Genomic DNA, 12,175 nt, shown 5'->3' on the forward strand with positions numbered 1-12,175 from the left:
CTGCACGCGTTCGGTGCCCTTCCCCTAGGGGCGGTGGAGACGGAGCGTGGTCGCCGGGAGCTCACGGGCCTCCGCGGACACGGTGACCGTCCCGGCCTCCAGGTCCGTGAGTTCCCCGACCGTGGGCGCGTCCCCCGGGGTGAGATGCGTGTCAGCGGGGGCGGCGCCCTCCGTGTCGAGGTCCACCCTGTGACCGCTGAGATGCTCCCCTGCCGCGCTGAGCAGGGAGACCGTTGCCGTGCCGGTGGACTCCCCGCCCTCCGGCAGCCCGATCTCCACTGTCAGGGTGTACGGGCCCGCGGCCGCCGCGGCCTCCTTCTCGATGCTGCGGTAGGAGTCGGCGGCACCGCGGAAGTCGCTGCCCAGCTCACGCGGATGACGCGGGGAGATCGCATGGCGGTGCGGGATCTCGGCGTCGAACTTCACCAGTGCGGAGAGCGCCGCCTGGACGTCCGGGGAGTCGGAGGTGTGATGCTCCGAGACCGCCCAGGCCGTCTCCGGAGAGGTGAGCACCGCCGCCGGTGCCGCTGTGGGGAAGTGCTCGGGCCGCGGAGTGCGGAGGCCGGCGTCGACGCAGTAGGCGAAGCCGCCGGGGAAGGTCCGGTACGCGCCGTACCAGGTCTTCCCCTCCTTCGTCTCGTGCCACATGCCCGGGCCCAGGACGGACGCCGCACCTGTCAGCCGAGGTGCGGACTCCTCCGAGGCCGTGAGCGCAGACGACAGGATCGGGCCGTCGGCACCCGCCGAGACCGGACCCCCGCGCTCGGACCCTGCAGCGGCGCTCGCGCCGGCCTCGGTCCCCGTCGCCCCGGACGACTTCGCAGACGACGCTTCGACGGCCGGGCCCGCGGCAGCGGCCTGAGCGGCAGCCGCCTGTGCTGTTCCCAGGGGAGCGGCACCCAGCAGCGCCAGGGCCGCCAGTGCGCTCACGGCGGTGCGGGTGCCGGCCCCGGTCTCCCGCGGGAGGCGGCGGTGGGCGGATCTCTGTGTGCGCTCGGCGGCGCTGCTCTGTGCGGTCATGCGGCCATTCCAGTGCGGGACGGTCGCCGCAGGAACCCCTCTGCGCTTCCTGTGGATGGCGGCCTCGGCGTCCACAGGATCAGGTGCGCAGAGTGAGTGTTCCGGGAGTGCCGGTTGTGACCGCGGGTGCGCATCTCCGGCATTGTGCGCGGCACCTGCGTTTTCACCTCAGGGGAGGGGCAGGAGTAGAGTCGAAGCGTTGTGCGCAGCGCCGGTGAGGCTGCGCGCCAGGTGCGATATCCACAGATCGCGAACGCGACGAACAGACGAGGTTTCGATGACGTACACCAAGGAGAACGCCGACGTAGTGCTGATCGGCGGCGGCATCATGAGCGCGACCCTGGGCTCGCTGCTCGTCGATCTGCAGCCGGACTGGGACATCCGTGTCTACGAGAAGCTCGACTACGTCGCCCGCGAGAGCTCGCAGGCGTGGAACAACGCAGGCACCGGCCACGCAGCGCTCTGTGAGCTCAACTACTCGCCGGAAGACGCGAACGGCGACATCGACATCACTAAGGCTGTGAACATCAACGAGCAGTTCCACCAGTCGCGCCAGTACTGGTCGTTCCTCGTGAAGGAGGGCGTCCTCGACGACCCCACGACCTTCATCAACCAGGTTCCCCACATCTCCTACGGTCGCGGCGAGAAGGGGAAGCGGTACATCCGCAATCGCTACGAGACCATGGTGAAGAACCCGCTCTTCGCGGACATGGAGTACACGGACGACCAGGCGACGCAGGCCGAATGGCTGCCGCTCATGTTCGAGAACCGCGGACCGGGCCAGGTCAACGCCGTGTCCAAGGTGGAGAAGGGCACGGACGTGGACTTCGGTTCGCTCAGCCGCCAGCTCCTCACGCACATGGACAGCAAGGGCGTGCAGGTCCGCACCGGCCACACCGTCACGGACCTCGAGCGCTCCGCGGACGGCTGGAAGGTCACCGTCAAGGACCTCCAGTCGCACGAGACCTTCGAGGTCAACGCCCGCTTCGTGTTCATCGGCGCCGGCGGCGGTGCCCTGCAGCTCCTGCAGAAGTCCGGGATCGCGGAGGGACGCGGCTACGGCGGCTTCCCCATCTCCGGCATGTTCCTCAAGACGAGCGACCCGGACCTCGTGGCACGCCACCACGCCAAGGTCTACGGCCAGGCCGCCGTGGGCGCGCCGCCCATGTCCGTGCCCCACCTGGACACGCGCGTGATCGACGGCAACCAGCACCTCCTGTTCGGTCCCTATGCGGGCTTCTCGCCCAAGTTCCTCAAGCAGGGCAGGTTCACGGACCTGCCGTTCAGCGTGCGCGGCAGCAACCTGCCCACCATGCTCAACGTCGCCAAGGACAACTTCGACCTCGTCACCTACCTGCTGGGCGAGCTCGCGGCGACGAAGAAGCAGCGCTTCGCCGCGCTCGAGGACTTCACTCCCGAGGTCGACCCCTCCAAGTGGGAGCTCATCACCGCCGGCCAGCGCGTGCAGACGATGAAGAAGGACGGGAACAAGGGCGGCGTGCTCGCCTTCGGCACCGAGGTCGTCTCCGCCGCCGACGGCTCCATCGCAGCGCTGCTGGGCGCTTCCCCGGGCGCCTCCACCGCCGTGCCGATCATGCTGGGCCTCCTGCAGCGCTGCTTCCCGCAGCAGTACACCGGCTGGGAGTCCCGGCTCAAGGACATGGTCCCCTCGCTGGGCCGCAAGCTCCATGAGGATCCGGCCCTGCTCAAGGAGATCTCCGAGTACACGGCAGGCACCCTCCAGATCGGCTGATCCGCGGTCTCACCGCGTATGTCGTGCGGCTTCACCGCGTGCGGTGCGCTGCACCGGTCCTCCGCCCCCGTGAGCGTCGTGCTCACGGGGGCGTCGCCGTCCTCGGGCGGGAAGGCGGCACCGTACGCGGCGGCCGGTGATGCGGCGGAGCTCCGCTGGGGCAGGGAATGATGCAGGACTGTCACGGAGTTCAGGGCGAGCGGAGAGGCGGCTTCCGTAGACTGGTGCGCGGATGACCAGCCGGTGGGCGGATCCGGCGCGGAGCGCCCGTCCACCGCCGGCCGGCAGAGACCGCAGCTGCCTCCGGCAGCCCCGCACACACCCAGAGGACCCCAGATGAGTCACGGGCAGCACGACCCGCGCACGCCGAGGCCGCACCCCCAGGGCCCCGGCCGTCCCGCTCCCGGCGTTGCGCCCTCGGGCGGGCCCGGATACGGCCAGCCGCCCTACGCCCGGCCCGGCCCGGGAGCGCCCGTGGGCCCCGGAGCGCCTGTGGATCACCGGGCCCCGGGTCCGTACGCAGCTGCACAGCCCGGATACGGAGCACCTGCCGGCGCTCACCCCGGCCTCGGCCACGGGGCGCCGGCCGGAGGTGTCCAGGCCGCAGGTATGCACCCTGGCGGTATGCCGCCCGGCGGCATGCACCCCCGGCCCGTGCGGGCACCCGTCACGGCGGCGCAGGGCGCGTGGACGCAGCACTTCGCAGTGCGGCAGACCAGCCGCGACCCCAAGCAGACGCAGAACCTCGTCCTGCTGATCGTGGGGATCGGCGGGCTGGTGGTGCTGGGACTGGGCATGCTGCTCATCCTGCTGTTCGCGTCGTTCCAGTTCAACGGCGTGGGCGTGCTCATCGTCCTCCTCTCCGGCATCCCCCTGCTGGGGATCGTCGCGACCGTGCTCCTGTTCGACAGGTGGAAACCGCAGCCGCTCGTCCTGCTGGCACTGTGCGTGCTGTGGGGCGGCGTGGCCTCCGTGGTGCTCACCTTCGCCTTCCAGATCCCCACCATCTACGCCGCCGGCGCGGTGGGCATCGACCTCAGCGGCGACGTCGTGGGCGCGGTCGTGATGGCACCGATCTTCGAGGAGACCGCCAAGACGGTCTTCCTCGTCGCCATCGTCCTGCTGGCCCGCCGGCACTTCGAGGGCCCGCTGGACGGCATGATGTACGGCTCGCTCGTGGGTGCGGGCTTCGCCTTCACGGAGAACCTCCTCTACCTGGGCGGCGCGTACGCGGAGGCTCAGACGGGCGGCCTCATCGCGACCTTCGTGGTCCGCTGCGTGATGAGCCCGCTGCTGCACTCCAGCTTCTCCGCGCTCGCGGGCCTCTCGATCGGCTTCGCCGCCCGCCGGGGCACCTGGTGGATGACCGCGCTCATGTGGATCCCGGGCCTCATCTGCGGCATGATCCTGCACGGCATCTGGAACGGCACCTCGACGGTGCTGGGTTCGGGCCTCGGCGGCCTCGCGGTGATGCTCGGCCTCTCCGTCGTCATCGCGGGCGGCTGGTGGACCACCATGGTGGTGCTCTGGCACCGGGAGACCACGACCACCCGCGAGTCCCTGCAGCGCTACGCGGGCGCGGGCTGGCTCACGCAGGAGGAGGCGCAGATGCTCGGCACCTGGCGCGGTCGCCGTGACGGCAGGCGCTGGGCGCGTCCGGGACCGGCGCGGATGCACATGAAGCAGATGATCCGCATCGCGGCGACGCTGCCGGCCGTGCGCGCCCGTGTGGAGGCCAACGTGGGCGGTGACGCGGAGAGGGAGTACGAGGTGTACCTCCTCAAACAGCTCACGATCCACCGCAACGGCATGCTCGCCGCGATGGGGCTCGCCGTCCGGTGACGGTCTTCGACATCGCGCTGCTGGTTTTCGCCGCGCTCATCGCCGCCGCGGGCTGGGCCGCGGGGCTGCTGGCGGGCGCGAGCACGCTGGTGGGCTTCGTGGTGGGTGCCGTCGTCGGCAGGCTCACCGGGCCGGCGCTGGCGGACCTCGTCACGGAGCACGGCCTGATGTCGGCGGACACCTCGGGCAGCCTGGTCCTGGGGCTGCCCGTGGTGCTGGGCTTCCTCGCGGCCGGGATCGGCGGATGGGTGGGGACGCTTCTGCGCGAGTCCATCCGCGGCAGGGTGGGGCGCGGTGCCGACGCCGTGGGAGGCGCCCTCACCTTCGTCCTCGCCTTCGCCCTCGTCGTGTGGATGGGCGCCGGGCTGGCTCGCACCACGCCGCTGCTGTCCGTGAATCGCGCGGTCGCGGAGTCCGCCGTCGTCAGCGCGCTGGACCGGACCATGCCGGTGACGTCCGCCGAGGCCCTGGGCGCCCTCTCCGACGTCCTCGCCGCCAACGGCTTCCCACAGGTGTTCTCCGGTCAGCCGGAGCAGATCCGCACGGCCGGGGAGCCGGACCCGGCGATGATCGAGGTGGGCCGGGAGGCCGAGGAGCAGACGGTGCGCGTGACGACCACGGCGACGCAGTGCCCGGCGCCGCAGTCGGGCAGCGGGTGGGCGCTCGGCGAGGAGCTCGTGGTGACGAATGCCCACGTGGTCGCCGGCTCCACGGACCGGATCGTCCAGATCGCCGGCCGCGGTGCGCCCTACCGCGCGGAGGTGGTGGTCTTCGACGAGCGGCGTGACATCGCCGTCCTGCGGGTGCCCGGCCTGGGCGCGGAGCCCCTGGACCTCGGAGAGCCGCTGCAGGCGGACTCCGATGCCGTGCTCGTGGGTTTCCCGGAGAACGGTCCCTTCACCATCTCTCCGGCGCGGGTGAGGGAGCCGCTGCGGGCCCGCGGCCTCGACATCTACGACGAGGAGGACGTGGTCCGCGAGGTCTACGCGCTCCGCGCGGTGGTGCGTCACGGCAACTCCGGCGGCCCGCTGCTGGACGCGGACGGGCGGGTCGTGGGCATGGTCTTCGCCAAGTCCGCGGCCGACGACGAGACCGGATACGCCCTCACCCTCGTGGAGATGGAGTCCGCGCTGGCCGAGGGCAGGAGCGCAGCGGGAGCGGACGGCGCGGGAGAAGCGGAGGCCGAGGCCGTCTCGGCCGGGTCCTGCGCCTCCGGCTGAGGCATGCGCTGCGGGGTGGCGTGAGTTGCGGGCTGCGGCCCTGTATATGGCCGGCGCGCGCCGTGCGTAGGCGCGCCGTGCCGCTGCATCCCATGCGCACACCCGCTTCTTCGCGTGGACGCCCGCTTCTTCGCGGAGAGAAGCGGGCGTCCGCGCGACCAAGCGGGTGCCGACGTTGTGAGAAGCGGGCGTCCGGACGATGAAGCGGCGTCAGAAGTCGTAGGAGGCGAGGATCGCGCGGTGGTCGCTCGTACCGCGGCCCAGCACCTCGTCGCCCACGGGGTCGAGGCCTCTGCTGAGGACGTGGTCCAGGCGGGTGACGGGGAAGACCCCCGGCCAGGTGAAGCCGAACCCGCCGCCCACGGCCTCGCGGGAGTCCTCGAGGTCCTCGCCGATGGTGCTGAAGTTCCTGTCCGAGGCGGCGGTGTTGAGATCGCCGGCGACGATCACGCGTTCGGCGGGGTCGCTGCTCACGGCGTCGGCGAGCTTGCCGAGCGCGATGTTGCGCGCGGACTCCATGCCCGGCCGCACGGACGGGATATGGACGACGTAGACGCGCACATCGCCGGAGTCTGTGTGGACGGTGGTCCGGATCGCCCGGGGCCAGGAGACGCCGATGTCCACCTCCTCCGGCTGGGACATGGGCCACTTGGACCAGACGCCGAGGGAGTCCACGACCGCGCCGTGGGTGAAGTGCCCCTCCATCTGGTCCTCGATGATCTGCCCGGAGAGCGAGGCGATCTCCTGGACCGCGACGATGTCGGGGTCCTCGTCGATGATGCTCAGCGCGGTGGCGGACGGCTGCGGGAGCTTGGCGCCCACGTTCTGCGTCGCGAGGGTGAGGTCCGGGTCCTCCGGGGCGGAGGCCGGCCGGAGGTAGGGCCAGAACATCGAGGCCCACACCACGGCGGGGACCACTACTCCCGCGATGGACAGCAGGGAGAGGCGGAAGAGTGCGACGAGCAGGAGCAGCGCGACGAGGATCCAGGTCCACGGCAGCATCGTCTCCACGATGAGGGCGATCCCCGAGGTGGTGGGGAGGAGCGAGTGCATCGCGAGGAGTGCGGCGAGGACTATGCCGAAGGTGAGGACGAGGATTCCCCGTGTGGGGGAGCGGCGTGTGGCTGACATCGCCGATGAGTCTATGCCGCGCATCTGGGGCGATGCTGGGCGGCGGCGGACGCGGTCCTGTGAGCCCGGAGCCGCAGGTGCGGGCTCGCTGGGAGCGGGCTCCCTCAGCGGCTGGCGCGCGCCTGCCACACGGCGACGTCCGGGTGCTCGTCGTAGCGGTACCCCGCGCCCCGCATCGTGCGGATGATCGAGGAGTGATCGCCCAGCCGCCTGCGCAGACGGCGGATGTGCACGTCGACCGTGCGGGCGTCCGGACGCTCGCCGTCCGTGCCCCAGAGTGCGTCGATGAGGTCCTCGCGGGTGAGCGTCACTCCGGAGTGCGAGACGAGGGTGGCGAGGAGATCGAACTCCTTGGTGGTCACCGGCACCTGCGAGCCGCGGAGGTGGACCTCGCGGCGCGGGATGTCGATGCTCAGCGGAGCGTCCGCGGCGGGGTAGCCGTACTGCTGGCCGGGAACTCCGTGTTGCTCGGTGGGAGCGAAGCCGGTGTCCGTTCCGGCGGCCCCGCCGAGGTGTCCGCCGGCTGCGTGCGGGGACGGTGCTGCGGCGGAGGCCGGGCGGCGCTGGTGCGGTGCGGAGGAGAGCGGGGTGCGGCCGGCCTCGGCGGCACCGCTCTGCCGGGCGTCCTCCAGCTGCTCCCGGGTGACGGGCGGTGCGACCCTGCTGGGGATGCGCTGGCGGACGGGGCCGTGCAGGCCGGCGGGGGACCCGGTGGCGGCCTGCGAGCCGACGGCCACGGCGCGTACGGCATCGATGTCGCTGCCGAGCCCCTCCGGTGCCAGCGCGATGATGGCCTGCGTCTCCGCCGCGCTGGAGAGGCTGCTCACCTGGTCCTTGAGCGCCTGCGCGATCGCCGCGAGGTTGGTGCCCTCCGCTGCCGCCTTCGCCTCGTCGAGGCCCACGTAGAGCACGATGCCGCGGGCCGCGCGGGGGCCTGCGTGGACGCCGGCGGGGCCGTAGGTGCGCGGCGCGGACTGCGGGTCGACGGGTGTCAAACGGGCTCCGGTTCGGCGTGCGGCGCGGGCGCTGCGGGGGTGGATCGCCTCGGGCTGAGGTGCGGCTGCGGTCATGGTCTCTCCTCCTGTGGTGCGCGGGGCCTGCAGGGCCGGGCGCAGATGCCGGAACGGCGGCGGGGTGCTGTGGGGATCCGTTCGCGGCGGTACAGCAGTGTCAGTGGCTGCCGCGAACGCATGGCATGAGCTGTGTGCGACAGGACTGTGTGCAACAGCTCTCCCTGCGTGAGGAGAGGTACGTCATGTTCGTCATTCTTCTTAACCGGGAGACCTCTTGCCAAGTCTCCGTGAAGAACAATGACGAAATATTACGCAGTGTGACGCGGTGGTTCAGACGATGCCGTAGAGCCTGTCGCCCGCGTCGCCCAGGCCGGGCACGATATAGCCGTTCGCGTCGAGGCGCTCGTCCAGGGCGGCGGTGTGGACCGTGACCTCGGCGATCCCCTCGTACTTGGTGCTGATGGCCTCGACGCCCTCCGGTGCGCTCACCAGGCAGATCGCGGTGACCTCGGAGACCCCGCGCTCCAGCAGGAAGTCGATCGCCATCGCCAGGGTGCCGCCGGTGGCCAGCATGGGGTCGACCACGAACACCTGCCGGCCGGTGAGATCCGCCGGCAGACGCTCTGCGTAGGCGTCGACCTCGAGGCTCTCCTCGTCGCGGACCATCCCGAGGAAGCCCACCTCGGCGGTCGGGAGGATCTTGAGCATCCCTTCGAGCATGCCCAGCCCCGCACGGAGGATCGGGACCACCAGCGGCCGGGGTGAGGCGAGCACGGTGCCCGAGGCCTCGGCGACGGGGGTGGTGACGGTCGTCGAGGTGGTGCGGATGTTCCTGGTCGCCTCGTAGGCGAGCAGGGTGACGAGTTCGTCCGCGAGGGTGCGGAAGCGGGAGGAGTCCGTGCTCCGGTCGCGGAGGACCGTGAGCTTGTGGGCGATGAGCGGGTGGTCTGCGATGTGGAGGTCCATGATCCTGGAATCTACCGGAGCACGGGCTTCCGGGGAGTGCGCCGGGCGGTGCCGCGGCACATAATGGACGCATGGCTTACTTCACTGCAGTGCTCGCCCGCACGGACGACGGCTACCGTCCGCTCGACCTCCAGCTCGAGGACGTGGCCGACCTGTCCGACCTCACCGACCTGGTCGACGGTGCCGGCGACGGTTCCGCGGAGGGCTCCGCGCTCGCCGTCGTCGAGCACGAGGACGAGTGGTTCGCGTTCATCCGGATCGAGAACGGCGATGCGGTGGTGTTCGTCTCCGACATCGAGGCGGCCGGTGAGAGCCCCTACGCGGAGCTGTTCGCTGACTACCTCGACTCCCGTGCGGACGAGTACGAGGACGAAGAGGTGGAGCTGGACGACGAGGACGACTCCGAGGCCGCTGAGGACGACGAGGACGAGGACGACGATCCGCAGATGCTCGAGTTCGAGCAGGCGCCCGAGTGGGGCGGCGACCCGGACCTCTTCGCCGCTGACGGCGTGGGCTCCGCCGAGCTGCTGGAGCAGCTCGGCCTGCATTCCTCCGACCCCGCCCGCGTCGTGGCGCACGTGGGTGAGAAGGCGGGCTTCGCCGAGGTCCTGGAAGCTGCTCGCTGACCGCGGGCACGTACGAGGAAGCGGTGGACTGAGCGTTCGTATGGGTGTGGAGGCGTCGTCGGGGCTGGCTGTGCGTCCTGAGCACGAGGCGTGGATGCGCATGGCGCTCGCGGTGGCCGGGAGCGCGCAGGAGTCCGGCGACATCCCCGTGGGGGCGGTGGTCGTCGGTGCGGACGGCACTGTGCTGGGCCTCGGGCACAACATCCGCGAGGCCGTCCATGACCCCACCGGGCACGCCGAGGTGGTGGCTCTGCGTGCGGCCGCGCAGACGGTGGGCCGGTGGCGGCTGGAGGACGCGATCCTCGTCGTCACGCTGGAACCGTGTGCCATGTGCGCCGGTGCGGCCGTCGCGGCGCGGGTGGGCGGCATCGTGTTCGGTGCCTGGGACGAGAAGGCCGGTGCCTGCGGGTCCGTCTGGGATCTGCCGCGGGACCGCGCGGCTCTCCACAGGCCCGAGGTCTACGCCGGTGTGCTCGCCGAGGACTGTGCGCAGCTGCTCACGGACTTCTTCGCCGCGCATCGCGGATGACGCTCGTCACACTGCGTCCCTCCGAGTTGGGCGCGCGGGGAGGGGTGTGTAAACTCTTTTCTCGGTAGCGTGTCCGAGCGGCCGAAGGTGCAACACTCGAAATGTTGTGTACGGTAACCCCGTACCGTGGGTTCAAATCCCACCGCTACCGCCATTGAAAACCCCCGGTGACACCGGGGGTTTTCGTCGTTTGACGGGCTGCCGTGGCGTGTGTCCGTACGAATGGCGGAACAGACATGAAGCGGCACGGGATCGTTCCCGTCTGCTGATTCGCCGCTTTCGTGCCGTTTCGGCGGCGAGTCAGCAGACGGGAACGTCCAGAGCGCCGGCTCGGGTCTGTTCGCCGCAGCGCCTCCAGGTCTCGCCTGGAGGACCGCCGCCGGCGCACGGCGGGCATCGTGAAACAGTGAGAGGGAACCGCATCCCCGAAGGGAAGAAGGTCCCATGCCCCTCCCGCATGACTACGTCGACCATCTCCTCGCGGTCTACGCCGCGGACCAGGCGAACGTCGCCCACCTCCTCTGCGATCGCCACGACCCGGAAGCCGTCGCCTTCACATTCGTCGACGACGAGCTCAATGCCTCGCCCATGACCTACGGCGAGCTGCGCGAGCGATCGTCGCGGCTGGCCACCTCGCTCGCGGCGCGGGGCATCGGCCTCGGCGACTGCGTGGGCGTGCTGCTGAGCAAGCGTCCGGAGCTGCCGGTCACGCTGCTCGCGCTCGCCCGCCTCGGTGCCGTCTACGTGCCCCTCTTCACCGCGTTCGCCACGGGCGCCGTGGAGATGCGCATGAGCGCGGCGAAGGCCAAGCTGGTCGTCACGGAGCCGAGTCAGCGGGAGAAGGTGGATCCGCTGGAGTGGCTGCCGCAGCTCGTCACGGGAGACGAGTTCGCCGCGGCCGAGGCCGCAGAGCCCCTCGCAGAACCCGTCGCAGTGGGTCCGGACGCACCTTTCCTCCAGCTCTACACCTCGGGCACCACGGGAAAGCCCAAGGGCGTTCCGGTGCCCGTGCGGGCGCTCGCCGCCTTCCACGCCTACCATGAGATCAGCCTCGATCACCGGGCCGACGACGTCTTCTGGAACGGTGCCGATCCCGGCTGGGCCTACGGCCTCTACTACGGCATCGTGGGCCCGCTGGCGCTGGGGCGGTCCAACATCCTCCACTCGGCGCAGTTCTCTCCCGAGTCCACCTTCCGCCTCATGGAGCGGTTCGGCGTGACGAGCTTCGCCTCGGCGCCCACGGTCTACCGCGCGCTGTCCAAGTCCGGGCTGGAGACGACCGCGCGGCTGCGGGCGGCCTCGTCCGCGGGCGAACCCCTCACCGCCGACGTCTCCGACTGGGCCGAACGCGTGCTCGGCACCTGCGTGCGCGACCACTACGGGCAGACCGAGGTGGGCATGATGATCTGTGCGCACTGGAACCCGGACGCGGAGACGGAGAACCGGCCCGGCTCCATGGGCAGGCCCCTGCCGGGGATCGAGGCGGGGATCGTGGACGACGCGATCGCCTTCCGCACGGACAGCCCGCTGCTCTGGTTCGCCGGGTACCGGGACGCGCCGGAGAAGACCGCCGAACGCTACTCCGAGGACGGCGAGTGGTACCTCACGGGCGATCTGGGCAGCGTCGACGAGGACGGCTACTTCCGTTTCACCTCACGGGATGACGACATCATCCTCATGGCCGGATACCGGATCGGCCCGTTCGACGTGGAGAGCGTGCTCATCACCCATCCCGCGGTGGTGGACGTGGCCGTCGTGGGACGCCCGGACCCGGAGGGGATCCGGGGAGAGATCGCCGAGGCCTTCGTGGGCCTGGCGCCGGGCGTCAGCGGGACCGCGGAGCTGGGCGACGAGCTCGCGCGGCTGGTGAAGGAGCAGTACTCTGCTCACGCCCGCCCTCGGCGTGTGCACTTCGTGGAGGCGCTGCCCAAGACGGCCTCGGGCAAGATCCAGCGCTACCTGCTGCGTGAGGGCGACGCCGGCTGAGCGGAGGCGTGGAGCGTGGCGTGGGGAGCGTCGCGGGGGCGTGTGCGTCTCGGGGCGGGCGGCGCGGGCCCTGCGCGACGCGTGAGCCA

10 protein-coding genes and 1 tRNA gene are annotated in these 12,175 nt (G+C 71.0%); 7 read left to right on the plus strand and 4 right to left on the minus strand.

The features are described from left to right. Positions 1 to 24 precede the first annotated feature (24 nt). Positions 25 to 1,020, minus strand: a complete 996-nt coding sequence (locus Q0A33_RS12405) for a hypothetical protein (protein WP_291797133.1) — start codon at positions 1,018 to 1,020, stop codon at positions 25 to 27. A 277-nt stretch (positions 1,021 to 1,297) separates the two neighbouring features. On the opposite strand from Q0A33_RS12405, the gene Q0A33_RS12410 reads away from it, so the two are divergent. From Q0A33_RS12410 to Q0A33_RS12420, 3 genes are all read left to right on the plus strand, one after another. Further along, complete coding sequence (locus Q0A33_RS12410) at positions 1,298 to 2,773, plus strand: malate:quinone oxidoreductase (RefSeq protein WP_291797136.1); 1,476 nt, start codon at positions 1,298 to 1,300, stop codon at positions 2,771 to 2,773. 624 nt (positions 2,774 to 3,397) lie between these two features. Beyond that, positions 3,398 to 4,615, plus strand: a complete 1,218-nt coding sequence (locus Q0A33_RS12415; protein WP_291797139.1) for a PrsW family intramembrane metalloprotease — start codon at positions 3,398 to 3,400, stop codon at positions 4,613 to 4,615. Then, positions 4,612 to 5,835 carry a MarP family serine protease gene (locus Q0A33_RS12420; protein ID WP_291797142.1) on the plus strand — a complete coding sequence of 408 codons (1,224 nt, stop codon included), beginning with the start codon at positions 4,612 to 4,614 and terminating at the stop codon, positions 5,833 to 5,835. The genes Q0A33_RS12415 and Q0A33_RS12420 overlap by 4 nt, the downstream gene beginning before the upstream one ends. A gap of 210 nt (positions 5,836 to 6,045) precedes the next feature. Here the strand turns inward: Q0A33_RS12420 and Q0A33_RS12425 are convergent, their stop codons facing one another. From Q0A33_RS12425 to upp, 3 genes are all read right to left on the minus strand, one after another. Next, positions 6,046 to 6,966 carry an endonuclease/exonuclease/phosphatase family protein gene (locus tag Q0A33_RS12425; RefSeq protein ID WP_291797145.1) on the minus strand — a complete coding sequence of 307 codons (921 nt, stop codon included), beginning with the start codon at positions 6,964 to 6,966 and terminating at the stop codon, positions 6,046 to 6,048. 104 nt (positions 6,967 to 7,070) lie between these two features. Then, positions 7,071 to 8,036 (minus strand): winged helix-turn-helix domain-containing protein, encoded by a 966-nt coding sequence (locus tag Q0A33_RS12430; protein WP_291797148.1) that lies wholly within the window; start codon positions 8,034 to 8,036, stop codon positions 7,071 to 7,073. A gap of 273 nt (positions 8,037 to 8,309) precedes the next feature. After that, positions 8,310 to 8,945, minus strand: coding sequence for a uracil phosphoribosyltransferase (gene upp / locus Q0A33_RS12435; RefSeq protein ID WP_291797152.1), 636 nt, complete (start codon positions 8,943 to 8,945; stop codon positions 8,310 to 8,312). A 71-nt stretch (positions 8,946 to 9,016) separates the two neighbouring features. Here upp and Q0A33_RS12440 point away from each other — a divergent pair, with 71 nt between their 5' ends. The 4 genes from Q0A33_RS12440 (at position 9,017) to Q0A33_RS12455 (ending at position 12,086) form a co-directional block, all read left to right on the plus strand. After that, positions 9,017 to 9,571: a tRNA adenosine deaminase-associated protein gene (locus Q0A33_RS12440; RefSeq protein ID WP_291797155.1), complete on the plus strand. Its 555-nt coding sequence runs from the start codon at positions 9,017 to 9,019 to the stop codon at positions 9,569 to 9,571. Positions 9,572 to 9,617: 46 nt separating this feature from the next. Next, a complete protein-coding gene (gene tadA, locus Q0A33_RS12445) occupies positions 9,618 to 10,100 on the plus strand; it encodes a tRNA adenosine(34) deaminase TadA (RefSeq protein ID WP_291797158.1) in 483 nt (160 codons plus the stop codon). Positions 10,101 to 10,163: 63 nt separating this feature from the next. Continuing rightward, a tRNA-Ser gene (locus Q0A33_RS12450) sits at positions 10,164 to 10,254 on the plus strand. 290 nt (positions 10,255 to 10,544) lie between these two features. Next, the gene (locus Q0A33_RS12455) at positions 10,545 to 12,086 is read left to right on the plus strand and encodes an AMP-binding protein (protein WP_291797161.1); all 1,542 of its coding nucleotides are present in this window, start codon (positions 10,545 to 10,547) and stop codon (positions 12,084 to 12,086) included. Positions 12,087 to 12,175: the final 89 nt, after the last annotated feature.

The organism is Brevibacterium sp. (assembly GCF_022712115.1).
GTDB classification, from domain to species: Bacteria; Actinomycetota; Actinomycetes; order Actinomycetales; family Brevibacteriaceae; genus Brevibacterium; species Brevibacterium salitolerans.